General features: G+C 69.7%; 20 protein-coding genes. 9 read left to right on the plus strand and 11 right to left on the minus strand.

The window, feature by feature from the left end; all coding sequences use genetic code 11:
- Positions 1-10: 10 nt before the first annotated feature.
- Entirely contained in the window at positions 11-2,221 is a 2,211-nt protein-coding gene (locus ASC91_RS12900; RefSeq protein WP_056197317.1) for a hypothetical protein, read from the minus strand.
- A 92-nt stretch (positions 2,222-2,313) separates the two neighbouring features.
- On the opposite strand from ASC91_RS12900, the gene ASC91_RS12905 reads away from it, so the two are divergent.
- The 4 genes from ASC91_RS12905 to ASC91_RS12920 are packed head-to-tail and all read left to right on the plus strand — an operon-like array spanning position 2,314 to position 5,882.
- Positions 2,314-3,492, plus strand: a complete 1,179-nt coding sequence (locus ASC91_RS12905) for an ABC transporter permease (protein ID WP_082532655.1) — start codon at positions 2,314-2,316, stop codon at positions 3,490-3,492.
- A gap of 1 nt (position 3,493) precedes the next feature.
- A complete protein-coding gene (locus tag ASC91_RS12910; protein ID WP_082532656.1) occupies positions 3,494-4,342 on the plus strand; it encodes an ABC transporter ATP-binding protein in 849 nt (282 codons plus the stop codon).
- Positions 4,343-4,350: 8 nt separating this feature from the next.
- Positions 4,351-5,307 carry an MlaD family protein gene (locus ASC91_RS12915; protein ID WP_056197318.1) on the plus strand — a complete coding sequence of 319 codons (957 nt, stop codon included), beginning with the start codon at positions 4,351-4,353 and terminating at the stop codon, positions 5,305-5,307.
- Positions 5,304-5,882, plus strand: a complete 579-nt coding sequence (locus ASC91_RS12920; RefSeq protein WP_056197320.1) for an ABC-type transport auxiliary lipoprotein family protein — start codon at positions 5,304-5,306, stop codon at positions 5,880-5,882. Before ASC91_RS12915 ends, ASC91_RS12920 begins: the two co-directional genes overlap by 4 nt.
- A gap of 27 nt (positions 5,883-5,909) precedes the next feature.
- Here the strand turns inward: ASC91_RS12920 and ASC91_RS12925 are convergent, their stop codons facing one another.
- Genes ASC91_RS12925 through ASC91_RS12940 form a run of 4 tightly spaced genes read right to left on the minus strand, consistent with a single transcriptional unit; the run spans position 5,910 to position 9,777 of the window.
- Entirely contained in the window at positions 5,910-6,692 is a 783-nt protein-coding gene (locus ASC91_RS12925; protein WP_162247788.1) for a PEP-CTERM sorting domain-containing protein, read from the minus strand.
- Between the two features lie 13 nt (positions 6,693-6,705).
- Positions 6,706-7,668, minus strand: a complete 963-nt coding sequence (locus ASC91_RS12930) for an alpha-ketoacid dehydrogenase subunit beta (RefSeq protein WP_235531978.1) — start codon at positions 7,666-7,668, stop codon at positions 6,706-6,708.
- Between the two features lie 22 nt (positions 7,669-7,690).
- Positions 7,691-8,665, minus strand: a complete 975-nt coding sequence (locus ASC91_RS12935) for a thiamine pyrophosphate-dependent dehydrogenase E1 component subunit alpha (protein WP_082532657.1) — start codon at positions 8,663-8,665, stop codon at positions 7,691-7,693.
- An 11-nt stretch (positions 8,666-8,676) separates the two neighbouring features.
- Entirely contained in the window at positions 8,677-9,777 is a 1,101-nt protein-coding gene (locus ASC91_RS12940) for a hypothetical protein (protein WP_056197327.1), read from the minus strand.
- A 250-nt stretch (positions 9,778-10,027) separates the two neighbouring features.
- On the opposite strand from ASC91_RS12940, the gene ASC91_RS12945 reads away from it, so the two are divergent.
- Genes ASC91_RS12945 through ASC91_RS12955 form a run of 3 tightly spaced genes read left to right on the plus strand, consistent with a single transcriptional unit; the run spans position 10,028 to position 12,371 of the window.
- Positions 10,028-10,510: a hypothetical protein gene (locus ASC91_RS12945; RefSeq protein ID WP_157281569.1), complete on the plus strand. Its 483-nt coding sequence runs from the start codon at positions 10,028-10,030 to the stop codon at positions 10,508-10,510.
- Positions 10,510-10,992 (plus strand): hypothetical protein, encoded by a 483-nt coding sequence (locus ASC91_RS12950; RefSeq protein ID WP_056197330.1) that lies wholly within the window; start codon positions 10,510-10,512, stop codon positions 10,990-10,992. The genes ASC91_RS12945 and ASC91_RS12950 overlap by 1 nt, the downstream gene beginning before the upstream one ends.
- Positions 10,989-12,371, plus strand: a complete 1,383-nt coding sequence (locus tag ASC91_RS12955; RefSeq protein WP_056197332.1) for a GAF domain-containing protein — start codon at positions 10,989-10,991, stop codon at positions 12,369-12,371. Before ASC91_RS12950 ends, ASC91_RS12955 begins: the two co-directional genes overlap by 4 nt.
- Before the next feature lie 50 nt (positions 12,372-12,421).
- Here the strand turns inward: ASC91_RS12955 and ASC91_RS12960 are convergent, their stop codons facing one another.
- The 5 genes from ASC91_RS12960 to ASC91_RS12980 form a co-directional block, all read right to left on the minus strand.
- Positions 12,422-13,513, minus strand: coding sequence for a hypothetical protein (locus ASC91_RS12960; RefSeq protein ID WP_056199502.1), 1,092 nt, complete (start codon positions 13,511-13,513; stop codon positions 12,422-12,424).
- A 99-nt stretch (positions 13,514-13,612) separates the two neighbouring features.
- On the minus strand, positions 13,613-14,002 hold the full coding sequence (locus ASC91_RS12965) for a RidA family protein (RefSeq protein WP_082532658.1): 390 nt from the start codon (positions 14,000-14,002) through the stop codon (positions 13,613-13,615).
- Positions 13,999-15,960, minus strand: a complete 1,962-nt coding sequence (locus tag ASC91_RS12970; protein WP_056197333.1) for an amidohydrolase family protein — start codon at positions 15,958-15,960, stop codon at positions 13,999-14,001. Before ASC91_RS12970 ends, ASC91_RS12965 begins: the two co-directional genes overlap by 4 nt.
- On the minus strand, positions 15,957-17,018 hold the full coding sequence (locus ASC91_RS12975; protein WP_056197335.1) for a dipeptidase: 1,062 nt from the start codon (positions 17,016-17,018) through the stop codon (positions 15,957-15,959). Before ASC91_RS12975 ends, ASC91_RS12970 begins: the two co-directional genes overlap by 4 nt.
- Positions 17,015-18,286, minus strand: coding sequence for an MFS transporter (locus ASC91_RS12980; protein WP_082532659.1), 1,272 nt, complete (start codon positions 18,284-18,286; stop codon positions 17,015-17,017). The genes ASC91_RS12975 and ASC91_RS12980 overlap by 4 nt, the downstream gene beginning before the upstream one ends.
- A gap of 52 nt (positions 18,287-18,338) precedes the next feature.
- Between ASC91_RS12980 and ASC91_RS12985 the strand changes: the two genes are divergently transcribed.
- Positions 18,339-18,977, plus strand: a complete 639-nt coding sequence (locus ASC91_RS12985) for a TetR/AcrR family transcriptional regulator (protein WP_056197339.1) — start codon at positions 18,339-18,341, stop codon at positions 18,975-18,977.
- On the opposite strand, the gene ASC91_RS12990 is transcribed toward ASC91_RS12985, so the two are convergent.
- Complete coding sequence (locus ASC91_RS12990) at positions 18,974-20,761, minus strand: aspartyl protease family protein (protein ID WP_056197341.1); 1,788 nt, start codon at positions 20,759-20,761, stop codon at positions 18,974-18,976. The genes ASC91_RS12985 and ASC91_RS12990 overlap by 4 nt on opposite strands.
- Positions 20,762-20,916: 155 nt before the next feature.
- Here ASC91_RS12990 and ASC91_RS12995 point away from each other — a divergent pair, with 155 nt between their 5' ends.
- Positions 20,917-21,870: a sugar kinase gene (locus ASC91_RS12995; RefSeq protein WP_082532660.1), complete on the plus strand. Its 954-nt coding sequence runs from the start codon at positions 20,917-20,919 to the stop codon at positions 21,868-21,870.
- Positions 21,871-21,874 lie beyond the last annotated feature (4 nt).

A 21,874-nucleotide genomic window follows, 5' to 3' on the forward strand; every position in this document is an offset into this window, starting at 1 on the left:
GCTCAGGGGGCTAGGCCAGGCCGGCCAACGTCATCTCATGCAGCCAGTGCGATTCGGCAAAGCCCTTGGTGTCATAGAGCTTCTTCAGGCGCACGGTGGGCACGGGCAGCTTGCAGGCGGCCGCGGTGAAGTTCTGCTCGCCCTTGCCTTCCTTCCAGGCCGACTGCCAGACCGTCGCCAGCGTGAGGGCGCCGTCGGCCATGCGGTTCATGGTGCGCTCACCCAGTGCGGCCCACATCGCCGCCGACTGGCCACGGCCATGCACCCGGCGGTAGACCTCGAGCACCTCCTCGGGCGGCAACTCCTCGATGGTGCGGCGCATCAGCTGCACGACGGCGTCCGCCGCCGCCATGGGGCCTGTGAACAACGGGCGCTTCACCGCCGCACCCACGCGCTGCTTGACGCCGACCACCACCTCGTCGGCGGCCTGGTTCAGCATGTCGTCCTCGTAGACGGCATGCACCTTGTCGTCGTCGGCGTCGTCCGGCTGGCCATGGTGCAGCTGCGAGACATGCAGGGGCTGGCAGGCGTCGCCAATGTAGTGGGCCAGCACGCCGGCGGCACAGACGTAGGCGTCGAGCTGCTTGGCGGCAGCGGCCTGCACCATGACCTTGTAGAGCTCGGCAACGCGAAACGGCAGCGCGCCACGGTGCGCGGGTTTGCGGGCAGGGTCGATGCTGCTGTAGAACTGGTCCCACACCTGCGGGTCGCGCGACGCCGGGTCCTGCTGCCAGAGCTGGATCAGCGTCCTGCCCTGGAAGGCGGGCCCGCGGCCGGGCTCGTCCATGTCAGCGAAGTGGTTGGCCTTGTCCTTGCCTCGGGTGCTGCGCCAGACCAGGTCGGGCACATCGGCCAGAGCGATGAATTTCGATGTCTGCGTGGCGCCGGGCAGCTTGCCAGCGGTGATGTCCTCGTCGCTGACGCCGATGGCCGTCGCATTGGCCTTGAAGACGGCCTTGGCCTTGGCCGTCTGCAGCGCGAAGCAGGCGGCATAGCCGATGTTGTAGTGGCCGACCTTGCCCCAGTAGCGGCTCTGGCCGCTGCGCCAGTCCTCGACGAGCTCGACATTCAGCGCCTTGCACAGCGAGCTGAAGCCGGTGGCCAGCGCGAATTCGGTGGCGCGGTTCGAATGCAGGGCGCCGAAGCCATGGCCGCCCCATTGCACGGCCAGCGGCCGGAAGTTCACCGGTGGTGCAGCCCCCTGATCCTTGGCGGCGCGGTCGGCCACCTCGTCCCAGAACCACACGGCACCGGAGTCGCCCGGGCGCGTCTGCACGGTCTGACCCGGCCGTCGCGGGCCGATGAGGAATTCCGCCAGCGCATCCACGCCGCCCACGCTGGCATGGCGGTAGAACAGCCCATGCACGCAGCCCTCGGTGCGGATGCCACCCGGCAGCTCCGTGAACAGCGGGCAGCCGATCAGGTTGAGGCTCATCTTGTCGGAGCTCAGGTCGATGACGGGGCCGAAACCACCGACGCCCAGGTACTGGGAATTGGTCGAGCCGATGCTGTCGAGTTTGACGAGGGCGGCGTCCAGCGTCAGCCGGGTATCGCGGCCGGCAAAGCCGGGGTAGATGTCGGCCAGCGGCAGCGCGTCGACGCTGCGCAACGTGATGTGCCCAATGCCGACCTTCTTGCCACGCGGCAGCGCAAAGACTGGCGCGCCAGGCTCGGTGCCCGAGGTCACGTGGCGGCTGACGAGGGCGAAGGCGCAGGCGCCGTCCTCGACGATGGCCGAGGCGACGCCCATGCGCGTCGCGCCCTGGTCGGCCACATGGACCTGGAAATTGGGGCCGAACTTGTCCGCCGCATAGAGAGCCGTGTCGGCCGGCGGCAGGTTGGCCACGCGCCGCTGCACGAGCACGGGGCAGGTGCGCACCTGGCGGCCGTCGGGCAGGTAGAGCACCGGCGGCACCGCCAGCTCGGGGTGGCGGGACAGCGTCTTGCGGTCCAGCCATTCGGTGACGAAGACCAGCACGCAGGGCCAGGACCAGGGCCGGAAATTGCTGTTGTCCAAGGTGCGGGGGCCGAGTTCCTTGCCGGTCTGCTCGGCATGTTCATCGGCGTAGTTGGGGTCGTCCAGCCGGATGCGGTAGCGGCCCATGGCCGTGCCGATGACGGTGGGCAGGTTGGCGATGTGGACGTGGTACTGGTCGCGCGCCTCGAGCAGGTCGCGCACGCTCAGGGTGCGCGGGTCGGCGCGGCGGATGAAGCGGTCCATAGGGTCTTTCGCAGGGCGGATCAACGGCCGGACGCTATCAAGCCCCGGCCCCCGCCGCCTCATCAAGCCTTGGGAGGCGCTATCGTTGCACCATGAGCGAAGCCGGCGCCCTGCCCCTGGACACCCTGACCTCGGCCTGGGCCGGCGGCGCATCCGACGCCGAGCCGCAGTTGCAGTCCGGCGGTGGCGAGACCGGCAGCGGCCGTGAATGGCGGGTCAGCGGTGACTGGACGGTGCTGGCCCTGCGTGAGCGCTATGTGGAGTTCCGCCAGCGCGTGGCCGCCGCCGTCAGCGAGACCCCCGATGCGCTGTGGGACCTGCGTGCCCTGGGGCGGCTGGACACCGCCGGCGCATTGACGCTGTGGCAGGGCTGGGGCCGCAAGCCGCCGCGGCGGCTGCTGTGGCTGCCCGAGCATGTGACGCTGTTCTCGCAGTTCATGCAGCCCGGCGCCTTCCCGAAGCGCAAGCGCAGCCTCGGCCCCGGGCTGGAACTGGCCAGCCTGAAGACCCTGGCCTTCGCCCGCCATGGCGTCGACATCGTCGCCCTCATCGGCCGCCTGCTGCTGGACTTCGTGCAGATGCTGCGCCACCCCTCGCTGATCGGCTGGCGCGAGATCTCGGCCAATGTCTATCGCACCGGTGCCCAGGCGCTGCCGATCACCGCCCTGGTGGGCTTTCTCGTCGGCCTGACGCTGTCCTATCTGATCTCGCGCCAGCTGAAGGCCTATGGCGCCGACATCTTCGTCATCAACATCCTGGGCCTGGCCGTGCTGCGCGAGCTGGGGCCACTGCTGGCGGCCATCATCGTGGCCGGCCGCTCGGGCTCGGCGATGACGGCGCAGATCGGCGTCATGCGGGTCACGCAGGAGCTGGACGCGCTGTCGGTGATGGGCATCTCGCACACCGTGCGTCTGGTGGCCCCCAAGGTCATCGCCCTGGCCATCTCGCTGCCGCTGGTGGCGGTATGGACGAGCGCCCTGATGCTGCTGGGTGGCATGGCGGCAGCCAACGCCCAGCTCAAACTGGACCCGATGCAGTTCGTGCACACCCTGCCCAGCGTCGTCGAGCCGGTCAACCTGTGGCTGGGTTGGGTCAAGTCCATCCTCTTCGGCGGGCTGATCGCGCTGCTGGCCTGCCATTTCGGGCTGCGCGTGAAGCCCAATACCGAAAGCCTGGGCCAGAGCGTCACGCAGTCGGTCGTCACGGCCATCACGCTGGTCATCGTCGTTGACGCGGTGTTCGCGGTTCTCTTCTCCAACCTCGGGGTCTGAAATGAACGATCCGGAACCCATCATCGAAGTCGAGAACGTGACCACGGCCTATGGCGGCCATGTCATCCATCGCAACCTCAACCTGACCGTGCACCGCGGCGAGGTGGTGGCGCTGATCGGCGGCTCGGGCTCGGGCAAGACGACGCTGCTGCGCCTGCTGCTCGGCCTGGAAGTGCCCCAGGCCGGCACGGTGAAGATCTTCGGCCACCCGCTGGGCCGCTGCGCGGTGCGCGACCTGGAGTGCGTGCGCTACCGCTGGGGCGTGCTGTTCCAGGCCGGCGCGCTGTTCTCGGCGCTGAGCGTGTATGACAACGTCGCCCTGCCGCTGCGCGAGCTCAAGAGCGTGCCGGCCGACCTCGTCAAGCCGCTGGTCATGCTGAAACTGGCCCAGGTCGGCCTCAAGCCCGAGGACGCGTTGAAGCGCCCGGCCGAGCTGTCGGGCGGCATGGTCAAGCGCGTGTCGCTGGCGCGGGCGCTGATCCTCGACCCGCAGCTGCTGTTCCTGGACGAACCCACCGCCGGCCTGGACCCCGACAGTGCCAAGCAGTTCGTCAAGCTGCTGCGCCGGCTGCGCCAGGAGCTCGGCCTGACTGTCGTCATGGTCACGCATGACGTCGACACGCTGTTCGCCGTCGTCGACCGCGTCGCCGTGCTGGCCGACCAGCGCATCATCGCCAGCGGTCCGCTGGCCGAGGTCGCGCGCCTGCCGCATTCCTTTGTGCGCAACTTCTTCCTCGGCCATGTCGAGCGCTGCGCCGAGGAGGATGTGCGGCGCTTCCGCCTCAGCCTGGACGACACGAGCGATGAGGGCGGCATTCCCGCCGTCCTTCGCGAAGAACAAACCGCCTGAAAAGCCGCATGGAAAACAAAGCCCACGCCCTGGCCGCCGGCCTCTTTCTGCTGCTGCTCGGCCTCATGCTGGCAGCCAGCGTCGCCTGGTTCCAGGGCGACCGCACCGAGCGCGTGCGCTACACCGTCGTCGCCCGCAGCGGCGTTCCCGGCCTGAATCTGAAGGCACCGGTCAAGCTGCGCGGTGTCGAGGTGGGCTACGTCGAGACCATTGGCTTCGACTCGGCCGACCCGCGCCAGATCCTCGTCGGCATTGCCGTCGATGCGGCCGCGCCCGTGTCGACCCAAACCTATGCCCAGCTCGGCCTGCAGGGCGTGACCGGCCTGTCCTTTGTCGGCCTGGAGGAGGCCGATACCAAGGGACCCCTGCAGCGCGCCGCACCCGGCACCCGCCTCGCGCTACGGCCGACGCTGCTGGATCGCCTGGCCGAGAGCGGCCCGGGCCTGGTGACCGGCTTTGCCGAGACGGCCACCCGGCTCAACGCCCTGCTCAGCGACGACAACCGCATCCAGCTCGGCAAGACGCTCGCCGAGCTGCAACAGGCCGCCGGCGACACCAGCAAGCTGATGGCTGCCCTGCAACCCAGCGCCCGCGAACTGCCGGCGCTGCTGAAAGACTCTGATGCCACCGCCAAGCGCGCCCAGGCCGCGCTGACCCGCATCGAGGCGCTCGCCGCCGATGGCCAGTTGCTCGCCCAGGATCTGAAGGCCCGCGCCAAGGCGCTGGACCAGCTGGAGGCGGCCGCCGCTCAGGTGCAGGCCACCAGCCGCAGCCTCGAACTCGCGCTGGTGGGCGACACGCCGCCGCGCAACCGGCCTGTGCTGGCCGATGTCTCGGCCGCCAGCCGCAGCATCGAGCGTGCCGCCAATGACCTCGGCGACCAGCCGCAGAGCCTGCTGTTCGGCCGCAGCGCGCGGCCGCCCGGGCCTGGCGAGACGGGTTTTGCCGAACGGCTGAAGAAATGAAAACAGCATCGATCCTGCTGGCCGTCGCGCTGGCCTTGAGTGCCTGCTCCCTCGCACCGACGGCGGCACCCCGGGCCGTCTACGACCTCGGCCCCGCGCCTGCGGCGGCCGCCAGTGGTGGTGCGCTGGCCTGGCGCGTGGCCGATGTGACGGCTCCGCCCTGGCTGTCGGGCGACGGCATCGCCTATCGCCTCAGCTTCCAGCAGGCCCAGCGCCTGGAGCACTACCGCGACAGTTTCTGGGCCGCACCGCCCGCGGCCCTGCTGACGCAGCGGCTGCGCGAACAGCTCGTCACGCCACCCGCCTGCGCTGGCCGGCCGGCGGCGCTGCTGGCCATCAACCTGGACGAGTTCGAGCAGGTGTTCGCCAGCCCGGCCAGCAGCCAGGTCGTGCTGCGCCTGCACGCGACGTTGTGGCCCGCCGGCGCCACCAGCCCGCCAGTGCAACGCCACTGGCGCATCGAACGCGCCGCCGCCACACCCGACGCACCCGGCGCCGTGCGCGCCATGGCCCAGGCGGTGGACGAAATGCTGCCCCAACTGGCCGACTGGCTGGCGGCATCCGCCTGCCGCTGAATCCGGCACGGGCGGCGAGTCCAGGCCTTACCGCGCGGTCGATGGGCCAGCGCGGCGGCGCTGCAAGCGGACCAGCACCAGCAGGCCGGCGCCGGCCATCATCCAGCTCGACGGCTCGGGCACGGCCGCCGCCGTCATGAACTGGCCCGAGGCCGAGCTCGTGGTGACGCCGTCGGGCAGGGTCCAGTTGAAGTGCAGGGTGTTGCCGAAGTCGGCGGCGGTGTTGGGGCTGCCGGCATAGGGCAGCGCCACGGCCGAGGTGTGGAGCTCGGCATAGATGAAGACCTTGCTGTTGCCCAGGGGGATGGCCAGCTCATCGCCCAGGACCGTCGTGCCGGATTTCAGCTGCATGGCCGGGGCGTAGTCGTTCAGGTGATCGAAGAAGTCGGCCTTGGGGTCGCCGACATAGAAGCGCGCCCAGGCCTGCGCATATCCGCCGGGTGTCAGCGTGCCGTCGATGCTGACGCTGAGGTTGGCCAGGCCGAGGTTCTGGCCGTTGTGAAAGGCCACCGTGTCCCAGAAACGGGCCAACGATTCGGCGCCCGTCTGGGCACGGCAGCCCGGGCATGGCGTGGCGCTGGAGGCCGCGTGCAGCGTGCCGTCGCTCAAGGCCGCCATGCCCCAGGCATAGGAGTACTTGTAATACGACGGCGTGTTGGCCATGGCAGAGAAGCTGCCCTCGCCACCGCTGCGGGTGCCGCCCGTCGTGCCGGCGTAGCTGCCGTAGTTGGGCGTCGCGGCTTGCGCGGTGAAGGTCAGCAGGGTGGCGCTGGCCAGGGCCAGCGCGAGAGTCATCGAGGTCTTGTTCATGGTGGTCTCAAGTTCAGACATTCAGGGGTTGGGTGTTCATCAGCGCCCGCGCGCGGGCGGCGATGTGTTCGGGCTGGGGCACGGCGGCCCGCTCCAGCGGCCAGCTGGCCAGGGCCGGGGCGTCGGGGCCGGTCAGGCGTTGGGGCGCGGCCTTCAATCCGGCAAAGGCCTCTTCGGCGACGACCGCACACAACTCTGCGGCCAGGCCGCACAGGCCGCTGGCCTCGGTCACGCACAGCAGGCGGCCGGTCTTGCGCACCGAGGCCAGCACGGTGGCCGTGTCCAGCGGCTTGAGACTGCGCAGGTCGATGACCTCGGCCTCCACGCCATCCGCCTGCAAGGCCTGCGCAGCGGTGAGGCAATGGCCGACGGTCTTGCCGTAGCCCACCAGCGTCAGCGCGTCGCCGCGCCGGCGCACCGCGGCGCGCCCGGGCAGCAGCAGTTCGTCGCCATTCACGTCGCCCGGCGCATGGGCCAGGCCGATGTCGCTGAACAGCAGGCTGGGCAGGGGCTGACGCAAGGCACCGGTCAGCAGCCCGGCGCTGTCGCCCGGCGTGCTGGGCATCAACACCTGCAGGCCGGGCACGTGGGCGAACAGCGCCTCCAGGTTGTGGTTGTGCTGGCCGCCGATGGACCAACCGGCACCGGTCTGGGCCAGCACCACCATCGGGAACTCGAACTGCCCCCCGCTCAGCGCCCCGAGCTTGCCGGCGCTGTTGACCAACGCGTCCATGGCGAGCATCAGGAAGGGCGAGAACAGCAGGTCCACGACGGGGCGCAGGCCCATGGCCGCGGCGCCCACGGCACAGCCGACGATGCTGGCCTCGGCCAGCGGCGTGTTGCGCACGCGCTCGGCACCGAAGGCGGCCAGCAGTTCTGGGTTCTTGGTGGCCACGCCCTCGCCGATGAAGATGACGCGCTCGTCGGCCGCCATCGCGCGGCGCAGCGCTGCCATCAGCGCTTGCTGGGAAGTCATTGTTTGCATCTCTCGTGCTCCTTCAGGCCAGTTGGGGCCAGGGGGCCGCAAGCGCGGCGGCATGGGCCTGCTCGATGGCGCCACGCACCCCGGCCTCGCGGCGGGCCAAGTCATCGGCACTCAACATCAGCCGTTCGGCCTGGCGTTGGATGGGGTCGCGCTTGAGCCACTGGGCATGCTCGGTGGCACAGACATAGGCCTGGTCGTCGGGCTCAAAGTGGCCGCGTTGGCGGTAGGTCGTCAGCTCGAGCAGGCGCGGGCGGCCGCTGTCGCGGATGGCGGCCACGGCCTGCACGGCGGCGGCGTGAACGGCCTCGACGTCATTGCCGTCCACCACCTCGGCCACCAGGCCATGGCCCTGCACCCAGTCGGCCACGTGCTCGCCGGGCATGGTCTCGCGGCGGTGCACATAGGCCTGCCACTGGTTGTTCTCGCAGACGAAGAGAATCGGCAGGCGCCAGGTCGCGGCCAGGTTGATGGCCTCGTGGAAGATGCCCTGGCAGGCCGCGCCGTCGCCGAAGAACACGGCTGTGATGCCCTCGGGCTGGGCGCCGAGCTTCTGAGCCAGCGCCACGCCCGGCGCCAGCGACAGCCCACCGCCGACGATGGTGGACGTCAGCACCACACCCAGTGCCTTGACCGAGATGTGCAGCGAGCCCGAGTGGCCACCGCAATAGCCGCTGGCGCGGCCCAGCACCTCGGCGAACAGGCGCTCGGGGTCGGCGCCGCGCGCCAGCAGGTGGCCGGCGCTGCGGTGGTTGGTGAGCAGCTTGTCCTGCGGGCCCAGGGCGGCGACGACGCCGACGGCGCAGGCCTCCTGGCCGACCGAGGTGCAGGTACCGGGGTTGCTGGGCGAGGCGGCAACGATGAGCTGCTGCTCGTAGGCACGGATCTGCAGCATGGCGTCCAGGCGGGAGGACACGGTCGAGGCGGTGGCGGCGTTCCCAACGGGTGCTGCTGGCAGTTCGCGCGGCGTGGGAAGGGTGTTCGTACTCATGTCGGTCTTTCTCAGTTCAGCAATGCGGCAAGGCGCGACAGATCCAGCGCGGCGACGGCGTCGCGCATCGGGGTCGCATAGGCGGGGTTGTTGGGGTGGGTGCTGGCGCAGACGGTCAGCAGCTGGATGCGCGTGCGGTGGCGGGCGTCCCAGGGGAAGCCCGGGTCCAGCTTGACGAGGCGCTTCAGCGGCCGTCCGGCGTCGGCAGGCCCGGGCAGGCGATGGCGGCCGCTGCCCAGGCGGTAGGGCTCGCCGAGCTGGCCGGCATCCATCGCGGCGCGGGTGGTGCGCAGGCTCTCCAGCTCGTCGACCAGGCCCTGGCGGCCACGTGCCAGTTGCGCGTGATAGCTCGCCTCGCCAGCCTTGCGCTGGCGGGCCGCCATCAGCAGCGCGTCGGCGGCCTTGGCGTTCTGCGGTCGGATCTGCTCGGCCCGGCGCTCGGCGGCAGCCAGGTCAAAGGGCTGCAGCGCGCGCTCGTTGCGGTGGTCCCAGTCCTCGATCTTGCGTTGCTGCTCGCGCTCGAAGTGGCCGAGCATCTCGCCGACGGTGACGGGCACCCAGGGCAGGCGACGCTCCGAGCCGATGACGGCGCAGTCGCGGAACACTGGCCAGCCCTGCATGGCCTCGCCGCGCTCGCCTTCGAGGTAGGCGCTGAGCTGCTCGTCATGGGCCCAGCGGTTCAGCGTCGTCAGCGGCGAGTTGATGAAAAGACTGAAGCCGGCGCGCGGGCCGATGCGCTGGGCGGCTTCGGCGTGAATGCCGCAGCCCTTGCCTATCCAGGTCTTGGGGCCGAAGCCCTGGGCATGGACGACAGCCTCGCGCGGGCGGCGGCTGGGCTCGTCGGAGTCCATCACCTGGCGGGTCAGGCGCAGCCTCACTTCGGGCAGGGCCAGCAGGCCGGGGTTGAGCCGGGCCTGCGCCTCGAAGTGATCCATCACCGCATGCAGCGGCTTGAACGACGCATGGCTGATGGGCAGGCCGTCGCTGCTGATCGGCCCGGCCGCATTGGCGGCCCAGCAACCGGCCTGGGCGACGCCAGCGGCGAGCAGCCACCCTGAGACCAGCGCGGCGGCGGCCTGGGCGCTCAGCGAGGGGTCGGAACATGCTTTCATGGATAGCTCTCCTGATTCGGCGGTTTCGGGCAAGGCTGCGCCGCGCCGCTGCCTGGTGGGCTTCGGCCGGTTGATGCCTTGGGGGATGCGTGTCTCGCGCCGGGTCTGTCCGGCATGGGCTGTACTGTGGTCGGCGAGCGCTTTTCGCGCTGCTAGTTCTCCACTAAGGGTTTGTTAAGTCTTTGCTAACAGCGACGCGATGGCCTGCTTGCCTATCATTCCGACCTCGACCCAACCACCGCGCCGCACCTTGCCGCAACTCCCCCCCGACTGGGCCGCTCATCTCGAAAGCGGCGTCTCCCACCGCCTCGGCGGCAGCCATGCCGACGGCCAGCCCGAGATCTGCCGCGGCCTGGCCGCTCAAGCGCTGGCGGACGGCCACGTCGAAGTGCTGCTGGCGGCCGACATCGCCGACCGGCTGCTGGCCGCCGTCCAGGCGAGCGGGCGCATCGCCTACGTCGCGGCGCAGCCGGGCAGCCATCGCACGCTGCACGTGAAAGGGCTGGACGCCGAGGTCTTCACGCCCACGGCCGGCCATGCACCGCTGTTCGAGCGCTGCCGTGAACGATTCATCGCCCAGGTCGAGCCCTACGGCTTCAGCCGCGAAGCCATCATGGCGATCTGGTACGACCTGGGCGTGCAGCGCCTGGCCGGCATCCGCTTCACGCCCTGCGGCGCCTGGGACCAGACGCCCGGCCCAGGTGCCGGCAACCCCGTGGAACTGCTGCGCTGATGGCCCGCCTTCCCGGCATCTGGATCGATCACCTGCAGCAGGGCGTCACGCTGCGCGTGGGCTCGAGCACGCCCGAGGGGCAGCCCGAGCTGGCCTTCGCGCACGGCGCCTGGGCCCTGGCCGACGGTCGCATCGAACTGCTCGCACGCAGCGAGGCGGGCGCCGAGTTGCTCGACGCGATCCGCGCCACCGGCCGCGTCGCTGTCTCCGCTGGCCTGCCCAGCACCTGCCGCGTGCTGCATGTGAAGGGCGTGGACGCCGAGGTGCTGCCCGCCTATGCCGAGCAGGGGCCGAAGTTCGCGCATTGCTTCGAGGCCTGGCTGCGACAGATCGAACTCTTCGGCGCCGACCGCCGGCAGGTCAACGCCGTGCTCGGCGACCTCACCCTGGCCGACCTCAGCTGCGTGCGCTTCACGCCGCTGGCCGCCTGGGACCAGACACCCGGCCCCGGCGCCGGCCAAGCCATCGACCTGTTGCCATGACCGACACCCCCACTCCTCAAACTGAACGTCGTGCGCTCAAGCTGCGCGACGTGCGCCGCCTGCTCGAAGGCGTGATCCCGCCGGCCATGTGCTCGGTGGGCGCCGACGGCATGCCGCACGTCAACTACCTGTCGCACGCCGAGTACATCGACGACGAGCATGTCGCGCTGACCTACCAGTTCCTCAACCGCGCCCGCGTCAACATCCTGGCTACCGGCCGCGTCGCGCTCAGCGTCGAGGACCCGATCACCGGCGTGTCGGTGCTGCTGCAGCTGCGCTACGAGCGCACCGACACCGAAGGCCCTGTGTTTGAGCGCCTGCGCGCCAAGCTCGCCGGCATCGCCGCGCAGACGGGCATGGAGAAGGTCTTCCACCTGCGCGGCGCCGACGTCTACCGCGTCGAATCGCTGCGCAAGCTCGACCCGGTGCACCCGCTGCCGGCGATGGCGCCGCGTTGCGATCTCGCCACCGGTGTGCGGCGCCTGAGCGAGCAACTCGCCGAGGCGCCCGACCTGCGCAGCCTGCTGCAGGCCTTCACCACCGGCCTGCAGCGCGACCTGTGCATCGGCCACGCCATCATCTGGCTGCTGGACGAGCAGCGCCAGGGCCTCTATACGCTGGCCAGCATCGGCTACGAACAGGCCGGCAGCGGCGCCGAGCTGCCGCTGGCGGAAGCCGGCCTCGCCGGCGTCGCGCTGCGCGAGAACGTGCCCATCCGCATTGGCCACATGAGCCAGATGTACAGCTACGGCATGTCCTGGCGAGCCAAGGCCGAGCAGCTTGGCCTGCAGGCCGCCATGGCTGACACCATCCCCATGCCCGGCCTGGCCAGCCCGCGCAGCCAGCTCGCTGTGCCGCTGCGCGCCCGTGGCCGCACGGTCGGCGCGCTGCTGGTGGAAAGCGAGCACGATCAGTTCTTCAGCTATGACGACGAGGACGCGCTGACGGCCGTTGGCGCTCAGCTGGCGCAAGGCCTGGCAGCCTTGCGCACGACGGAGCTCGTGGAAGAGCCCGTGGCGGCGGCCCCCGCGGCCGAACAGGCGGCCGGCGGCACGCCGCTGCGCTTGCGCCACTACCCGCGTGACCACAGCGTCTTCATCAATGACGAGTACCTCATCAAGGGCGTGGCCGGCGCCATCATCGCCAAGCTCGTGCGCGACCAGATCGACAGCGGCCGCGAGGCCTTCAGCACGCGCGAGCTGCGCCTGGCCGGCGGCGACCTGCGCCTGCCCGAGGTGCAGGACAACCTCGGCGTGCGCCTCCTGCTGCTGGAGCGCCGCCTGGCCGAGCGCGACTTCGGCCTGCACATCGAACGCGCCGGCCGCGGCCAGTACCGCCTCATTGCCGACGGCCCGCTGAGCCTGACGACCGAGGGCTGAGTTGCGCGTCGGACGTCGTCACGGCCGCAGTGCCGTAGCGTTGACAGGCCCTAAGACACCATCAACGAAGTGATGCCGGTCTGGCCCGGGTGGTAGAGCCGCAGGCGCACGAAGTAGCGACGACCGGCAAAGAGCTTGTAGACGATGCTGGCATTGCGGTCTTCGCCGCTGTCGTCGTCGGCCGCCAAATTGCGCGGCGTGCCGTTCACGTCCTCGAACAGGCCCAGCAGCGTGTCCGATGCGCCCTTGGTGGCGATGGTGTACCTGCGCGACTCGGTGGGCTTGAACAGATAGTCCACCTGTTGCCCGGCCGCAAGGGGCACGGCCACGGCCTTGAAGGCTTCCAGCGTCGGCGTCTGGGCCGCCTGCGCCGGGTACCACTTCAACAACCAGGCCTTGTCGGCCTTGGACAGCTTGCCGGGCGGCACCAGGCCGTCGACGTCATATTGCTCGGGCTCGTCGATCAGGCCAGGCTCGAACTCGTACTCCATGATGGAGTCGGGGTCCCAACTCGAGCCCTGCACCTGGCTGGGCTCGAGCTTCTCCAGGATGTTGTGGAAGGTCGTCTCGCGCGTCCAGCTGTTGGGCGGCTTGCCCAGCGAGGTGTAGACGGCCTCCTCATGCCACTTGATGCCGGCAAAGGGGTTCTGGTGCTCGTGCTCCATGCCCAGCACATGGCCGAGTTCGTGCAATGCGGTGCCGCGGCCATACTCCGTGGTCAGGTCCCAGCCATAGACGGTGGTCGGTTCGGTCGTCGGCACATGCAGCACGTCGCGCCCGACGGCCGACGCCGAGCTGCCATCCGGCTCGGAGTAGCCGATGCGCACCTCGGCCTCGCTCATCTGCGTGACCTCCTGGAACACCAGGCCGATGCCGACGGCTTTCCATTCGGCGAAGGCGGCGCGCACCGCATCGGCTTGCTTCTTGGCCACGGCGTAGTGGCCGCTCTTGAAGAAGCAATAGTGCAGCACCGTGCCGTTGAGCCACTTGCCTCGGGTATTCAATATGGCACGTGCGCGGCGTGGATCGTTGGCGATGACGGCCGGCAGGCTGGGCTTGATGCGCGGCGGCGTGTTGCACAGCGGCCTGGGTGCCGGCCGCGCCGCCAGTTTTGACTTGTTTGTTTTCGGCTTGCTTGCCATGGATGCCTCCATCGAGCGTCACTGCCCATTGCAGCCCGCTCAGCATGAACCCGGCGCCGCCCGGGACCAATAGCTGACTTGAGGATGACCCCTAAGTCGTCAGGACTCGTCCGCCGCGATGCACTCGATCTCGACACGCGCGCCCAAGGCCAGACCGTTGCAGCCCAGTGCACTGCGCGCCGGCAGCGGCGTGCTGCCGAAGAACTCGCGGTAGACCTCGTTGAAGGCCGGCCAGTCGGCCATGTCGGCCAGCATCACGGTGCAGCGAACCAGGTGCTGCAAGTCCAGCCCCTGGCCGCGCAGCACGGTGCGGATGTTCTCCAGCGTCTGGCGCGCCTCGGCCCGCAGGCCGCCATCGACGAGCTTGAGCTGGCCGGGCACGTTGCCGAGCTGGCCCGACAGATAGAGCATGTTGCCGACGCGCACACCCTCGGGAAAGGGCACGGTGGCGGGCACGACCTGGCCGCTGTTGAATCGTTCGATCTTCATCGTGGCGTCATTCCCATTGCTTGCTCCAGTGCAGCGGGGTCATAGACCTGGCCACCTTTGATGGTGCGCCAGACGCGGCGGATGTCGCTCATGTTGGCGAGCGGATCACCGTCGACCAGGATCATGTCGGCCAGTTTGCCCGGCGTGATGCTGCCGCGCTCCTTCTCGACGCCGAGCACGCGCGCGGGCACCAGCGTGGCGATGCGCAGCACCTCGGCGTTGGCGATGCCGGCCTGCGAGTACAGCTCCAACTCGCGGTGCAGGCTGTAGCCGGCAAAGCCGTCGCTGCCCGGCATGATGGTCACGCCACCGTCGTGCAGGCGCTTGAGCATACGCAGCAGGCCCGGCAGCGCCTGGGCGTAGGCGGCCTCCTTGCCGGCCGGCACGGCGACGGCGCCAGACAACTGACGGCGCTTCACGACCGTGGGAAAGCGCTGCACCACCGGCCGCAGCGCCGGCGCGGCGCGCGCGGGTTCGCCGGAGAACAGGCCCTCCAGTACGACCATGGTCGGGTCCAGGACGGTCTGGTGCTGGCGCAGGAAGGCGACGAAATCCGTGAAGCGGCCGTCATTGAAGTCGAACTGCGCGAGGCGGTCGGCCAGCACCGTGTAGCGGTCCCGCGTGCGCGTGTCCTTCACATCGGGGAAGAAGTTCAGCAGGATGAAGTTCAGGTGCTGGATCTCGTCGGCCCCAGCCTCGACGAAGGCGCGCGCGAAGGTGAAGGCCGGCACATGGCCGCTGACACGCAGGCCACGCTCGTGGGCGCGGTCAGCCACCGTCGCCACCAGCGCCGGGCTGAAGGACGAATAGATCTTGACCTGGGCATAGCCGTGGTCGGCGTACCAGTCGACCGCAGCCCGCGCCTTCTCGGGCGTGTCGACCTTCACGTCAGTCGGGCCGGCCAGCGGACCGATGCCTTCGATGATGCCGGCCAGGGTCACGCGCGGGCCCAGCTCCGTGCCGGCGTCGAAGCGCTTGACGCGGGCCAGCATGGGTTCGTTGTCGTTGGCCATGTCGCGTGCGCTGGTCACGCCGGCGATCAGGTCGAAGACGCCATCGACATTGCTGAAGTGCTGGTGCACATCCCACAGCCCGGGCATCAGGAAGCGGCCATTCGCGGCGATGACCTCGGCACCGAGCGGCACGTCGAGATCGGCATCGGGCTCAACACGCACGATGCGCTCGCCGCGCACGAGGACGCTCATGCCGGGGCGCACGCCGCCCGTGACGGGATCGAACAGGCGTGCACCGCGGATCAGCAGCGCGCCCGGCGGCTTGTGCGTGTGCGCCCGCGCCAGCGCCGCATGCCAGGCCTGGTCGGCGGCCTGCTGGGCGCGTTGCAGTTCCGCCAGCGCCGGCAGCAGCGGGGTCTCCAGCACCTCGAACCAGTCGTCGATGACGCCGGCCGTATCGCCCTTATCGTCCAGCCAGACAGGCACCGGCGTGAACTCGATGCCGCCGATGCGATAGAGCGTCAGCTTGCGCCCCACCACGTCGACGTCGGCACCGCCTTCCAGCCAGGCCTCGCCGGCGGGCAGCAGCTTCAGCCGACGCCCCGGCGCCTTCAGCAGCGCGCGGGTCAGCACGCCCATGAATTCGGGTGGTGGATTGGCCGGCAGGTAGAAACCGGCCGAGCGCGTTTCACCGGTTTCGATGCGGCTCTTCCAGCGCGCCAGGCCGGCCGCATCGCGCTCGAAATGCTCGCTGAACTCGACCTTCCAGTAGTCGTTGCCGCTGGCCTCGTAGCGTATCGGCAGGCCATTGGCGTCGAGCCGCCAACGCGCCTGGATGACATCGCCACGGCCGCGGTCGTTGAAGCGGTAGTCAGCCGCGGTGACGCCGGGCTCAGGCTGGGTCAGCGTCTGCGTGCCGGCCGGGTTGCCGTGGATCTGGACCTGGTCGTCACGTGCGCTGACCGACGCGGCGATGAAGACAAGCGCGACGGCGAACCACTTCATTGCCAGGCCTCGCCCATCAGGCGGCGGAAGTTGCCGCCCAGGATCTTGTCGATGCGGCTCGCCGGGTGTCCACGGGCGGCCAGCAACTGGGCCAGCTCGATGAACTGCATCGGCCCGCAGAGGTCGGGCAGGAAGAGGCTGACATCGGGCGTCTCGCCCGGCGCGCCAATGCCCATGCTGCGCCTGAGCTCGGTCTCGGCGGCGAGCATGGCGCGGTAGGCGTCCAGGTCGTCGATGGCCGTGGTGCCGCCGTCGGTACCGAGGCCGACATGGTCCTCGCCGCAGACGTCGATGGCGTGCTCCAGATGATTGATGAGATCCGATGCCATGGGCTGGCCGGCCAGGCGCAGATAGGGCATGAAGTACAGCCCGACGACGCCGCCCTTGTCGGCCAGCAAGCGCAGCTCGGCATCGCTCTTGTTGCGCGGGTGGTCGGCCACGGCGCGGCAACCGCTGTGGGTGATGGCCAGCGGCCGGCGTGCGACACGCAGCACGTCCAGGCAGGTCTGCTCGCTGCTGTGGCTAAGGTCAATGAGCACGCTCTGCGCCTGCAGCCGCTCGACGACCTCGGCGCCAAAGCCGCTCAGGCCGGTGTCGTCGGGCACCGTCGCACCGCAGCCAACGGCGTTGCGGCCGTTGTAGGTCAGCTGGATGACGCGCACGCCGAGTTTGGCGAACAGCGCGATGCGCTCGGCCTTGTCGCCCAGCATCTCGGTGTTCTGGAAGCCGTAGATGACGCCGATCTGGCCGCCCGCGCGTGCCGCGTCGATGTCTGCCGCCGTATGTACCTTGCGCAGCACCGCAGGCCTGGCGCGGATGAAGGCGTCCCAGCCGGCGATGTCGGCCACCGTCGCCTCGAAGGGTTCGGCGCTGCCGGCCACATGGCCCAACGTGATGTTGACGGCCGTGAGGCCGGCCGCGCGAGCGTCACCCAGCGAGCGCTCGTCGACGCTCTGGCCGGTGCTGGTGTAGGCCATAGCGCTGCGGTCGCCAGCGCTGGGCTGGATGCGGATGTTGGGGTTGTCGAGGACACCCAGGGCGTTGATGACGAGATTCATGAAGACTTCGGCTTTAGAAATGGCAACAGCAGGAGGCAGCTCAGGCCGACGAGGGCGTCCAGGCCGAGCGTCGCGGCATAACCCCAATGCTGGACGGCATAGCCCTGCCAGACGACGCTGTAGGTGATGGAGAGATTGGTCAGCGCCATGTAGGCGGCGAACTGCGTGGCCGCCACGGCGGGCTGGGTGATGCCCATGAAGAGGGCCACCCGCGCGCCGTAGATGAAGCCGAACAGCAGGTGGTAGATGACGACGGTGGCGAAGAAGGTCGTCACCAGCGCAGCGGGTGCGGCCTGGCCCGGCCCCCAGCCGTGGCGCTGCAGCTCGGCCATCAGGTACAGGCCCGGCAGGCTCAGCAGCGCCACGTAGACCGCCATCGCGCGGCGCAGGTTCACTCGGTCGGACAACCAGCCCCCGGCAATGCAGGTCACGGCGGTGGCCGCCTGCGAGACCGTGGCCAGCCAGCCGATGCGCTCGTTGGACAGGCCCAGGTCCACAGCCAGGTTGGCCTGCAGCCCACGCGACAGAGCCATGGCCGCGATGGGCAGCAGGCCGAACAGCAGGCCGGCAAAGGCCAGGCGCGAACCCAGCAGGGCCTGCAGCGCCTCGCGCAGGAAGGTGTGGACCTCGCGGCCCGCCGCGGCCAACGAGCCGCGCGCGGCGGACGCCGGCACCTCCTCGCGCATCGGCCACACCACCAGCGTCATCACCGCCAGGATCGCCAGGGCCAGCAGGACGATACTGGTGTCGAAACCGATGCGCCCGATCAGCAACAAGGCCCCGCCGCCGCCGATCAGCACGCCCAGCGACTGCCCGCCGAACATCATGCCGCTGGCGAAAGCACGCTCATGCTCGGGCAGCGTCGTCACGGCCAGCGCATCGACGGCCACGTCCTGCACGGCGCCAAACAGGTTGTGCACGACCAGCACTGCCGTGAAGAGGCCGAGCTGGGTGGTCAGGTCCAGCCCGGTCAGGGCCAGCAGCGTCAGCACCATCATCAGCTGCGCGCCAAGGATCCAGCCACGGCGCGGGCCCAGGCGCCTGGACGCGATCAGGTCGACGAAGGGGCCATAGGCCCATTTGAAGGCCCAGGGCAGCAGCACGAAGCCGATGAAGGCGCCGATCTCGCCCGCACTGGCGCCCTGGCGGCGCAGCTGGGTCGCAACGGTGGTCGACGCGAAGCCGATGGGCAGGCCCTCGGTCAGGTACATCAGGAAGAACGCCGCGATACGCCCCCGTCGGGACGCCAGCAGATTCGGCAGTTGCATCGCCTGTCATCCTCTTCGCGTGAACGCCGAACGATTCTAGAATATTGTTCTAATGAGCAAGCCCCGTGGTTCCACCAGCCGCCTGAACCAGGTTTTCAAGCTGGCTTCGCCCGGCGAGCGCGGTGCCAGCCGGCGCGCGGTGCTCGCGCACGCCCTGCCCTGTTTCAACGCCCGCGGCATCGAGGCCGCCACCATCGAGGACCTGCGCCAGCGCAGCGGCCAGAGCGTGGGCACGATCTACCACCACTTCGGCAACAAGGAAGGCGTGGCGGCGGCCCTGTTCTTCGCCGGCTTCGATGATCAGAGCCGCGCCATCGCCACACGCACCGAGGCCGTCGCCGATGCACAGGCAGTGGTTGTTGAGCTGGTGACCGCCTACGTGGACTGGGTGACCGCCCTGCCCGAGCTGGCGGCCTTTCTCTTCATGGCCCGCGAGACCGTGGCCCAGGGGCCGCATGGCGATGCCCTGCGCGAGCGGCTGGAGGCGCGCTATGCCCCCATCGATGCCCGCCTGGCCGAGAGTGTGCGCGCCGGCCTCCTCGCCGAGCTGCCGGCCGAGCTGATCCCGGCCCTGGTGCTGGGCGGTGCGGAGTCCTACTGCCGCGGCTGGCTGGCCGGGCGGCGCGAGGCCAAGCCGGCGGCCTATGCGGGGCTGCTGGCCGAGGCGGCCTGGCGGGGTATATCAGCCTAGGGTGTTGCCGCGCTCGCCGAGGCCGGCGCGTCCTCGGCGACGGGCAGGCCCTGCTTGCGGACCTCGTCGTCGATGTGGCGACGCTGTTTGCGCGCCGCCTCGAGGTCGCGCCTGGCGGCGTCCTCGTTGCCCAGGCGGCGTTGCGCCAGCGCGCGGCCGTAGAGGGCCATGGGCAGGGGCTTGATCTCGATGGCCGCATCGAAGGCCTTGAGGGCGCGCGACGCGTCGTCCAGGCGCAGATAGGCCCAGCCCAGGCTGTCGCGGGCCGACACGGCGCCGCCGTCCAGGCTCACGGACTCCTTGCAATCGTCCAGGGCCAGCTTCAGGTCCAGTGCCAGGCGCACGCGCAACCAGCAGCGATTGTTCAACACGCGGGCCATGCCGCTGTCCGAGCGATGGCTGGGCATCCACAGCTCCCACTGGCGCAGGGCCGCGGGCACCAGCTCCAGCCTGGCGTAGACGTCAGCCATGCCGGCACGCAGATGCGAGGACGGCGGCAGTGCCGCGTCCAGAGCCTGCAAGTCGGCCAGCGCGCCGTCGCGTTCGCCCTTGGACACCCGCAGTGCGGCGCGCAGGGCCAGAGCCTCGTCCAGCGCAGGGTGCAGCCGCAGGGCTTCGTCGAGGTCGGCCTGGGCCTTGGCGAACTGGCGCATGGAGAGATGCACCCGCGCCCGCGCCAGGAAGTGAGCCTCGGCAAGGGGCTCGAGTTCGCAGGCGCGGTTCAGGTCCTCCAGCGCGCGCTCATACTCACCGCGGGCCGCCGAAGCCTCGCCGCGCCGCGCCAGGGCGGCCGCGTCGTCGGGCGAGATGTCATCAGGCCGCGCCGCATAGCGCGGGTCGTACTGTCCGGGCGTGGTGCGAGCAAACACCGCGCCGCCATTCCAGGTCGCGTAGAGCTTGCGCTGCAGCTGCGACACATAGATGCGGTGCGACAGGAAATAGTCCAGGCCCAGCAGCATGTCCTGGTCGGCCCCGCTGGCCTCATCGATGACGAACTGGCTGTTGTGGATCTTCTCGCCGCCGAACTCGAAGGTCTCGATCGGCCCGGTCCACGCCTTTGCCTTGCCCGAGCCGGCGCCGCCGACTCGGCCGATTTCCGTGAGGTCGGACTCCTTCACGCCGGCACGCTTGGCCGTGCGCAGCTTCAGCGAGGTGCGCGGCGCGCCGGTGTCCAGCAGCGCCCTCACGTCCCGGTCGTTGACCCGGGCGGTCACCTGGATGGCCGTGTCATGGCCGCGCGAGCCCCCCTCCAGCGGCAGCACGATGATGGGTGCCTCGCCGGCCCAGTAGGCAAAGTTGGTCTTGTCGCAATCGCCCTTGGGGAACATCAGCCTCACGACGCCGTGGGCCAGGTCATATTCAGCATCGGCCATGGACAGGAAATTGCGCCCCAGGACGCCCTGGATGCCCGAACCCAGCTCGTTGCCGCCGACGATGAACTCGACGTTGTTGAGTGTGGTGCCCTGGAAAATCACCTTCTCCACGCGCGTCGCCCGCGCTTCGACGGAGCCGGTATAGCCCCAGATGCGCAGGCCGGCGGGCAGGCTCCTCAGCCGCAGATTGAGCTGGGCCGCCACCGACGGCGTCAGGAAGCTGAAGAAGGCGCCGCTGTCGATCAGCATGGGCACCTCGGTGCCGTTCAGGTTCAGCGTGCCGACCGGGCGATGGTTGACGATGCGGACCGGGATCTCCAGCTGGCTGAGCTTGCAGTCACCCCAGGCCGGCGCGGCGCTCAAGGCTGCGGCCAGCAGCGCCCATGCGGCGCGCACTTGGTTCATCTTCATCTGCTCTCCCTGGCTTCATGATCTGGCACGCCTTAGAGCGCGCGGCGCGCACTCTAAGGCAGGCCGGGCGACCTCAGCGCCAGCCGGGGTAAACCATGTGGCCCGGAATGAACTGGGTAAGCTATCTTTATTGAACCGCTGTTTCATTTTTATCCGTGAACACTTTTTCCTCGCCCGCCTCCCGGCCGGTGTCCATCGCCGCCCTGGGCGAATGCATGCTCGAACTGCAGGGTCAGGCCTTCGGCCAGCTGCGCCAGAACTTTGGCGGCGACACGCTGAATACCGCCGTCTACCTGGCCCGTTGCGGCGGGGCGAACCTGCGCGTGCGCTACGCAACCGCCCTGGGGGATGACTCCCTGAGCGCCGGCCTGCTCGAGCGCTGGGCCGCCGAAGGCGTGCAGACCGGTCTCGTGCAGCGCCTGCCCGGCCGGCTGCCGGGCCTGTACCTGATCGAGCTGGACGAGGGCGGTGAGCGACGCTTCCACTATTGGCGCGGCCAGGCCGCAGCCCGCGCCTATTTCGATACCGCGACGACGGCGCTGGAGGAGCAGGCCGACGGGCTGGACGCCCTCTACCTGTCGGGCATCAGCCTGGCCATCCTGCCGCAGGCCGGACGCGAGCGTGCACTGGCGTTGATGGCACGCATGCGTGCCGCGGGCAAGCTGGTCGCCTTCGACAACAACTTCCGCCCGCGGCTGTGGGATTCGCTGGCCGATGCGCGCTACTGGTACCAACGCGCCTTCGCGGCCGCCAGCGTCGCCCTCATCACTGCCGACGACCACCAGGCCCTGCACGGCCTGGCCGACCTGGACACCGCCGTGGCCGCAGCCCAGGCGCTGCCGGTGGCCGAGATCGCGATCAAGCGCGGCGCACTGTCGACCCGCGTCGGCCTCAACCATGTCTGGCAGGACGTGGCCACCGAAGCGGTGCCGCGCGTCATCGACACCACCGCGGCCGGCGACTCCTTCGCGGCCGGCTACCTGAGCCAGCGCCTGCGCGGTGCCACGCCGGCAGCAGGCGCGGCATTCGGCAACCGAGTGGCGGCCCGTGTCATCCAGCATCCGGGCGCGCTGATCCCGCGCGAGGCGATGCAAGACCTGATGGGATAAAGAA

The organism is Pelomonas sp. Root1237 (genome assembly GCF_001425055.1).
Classification (GTDB): Bacteria; Pseudomonadota; Gammaproteobacteria; order Burkholderiales; family Burkholderiaceae_C; genus Pelomonas.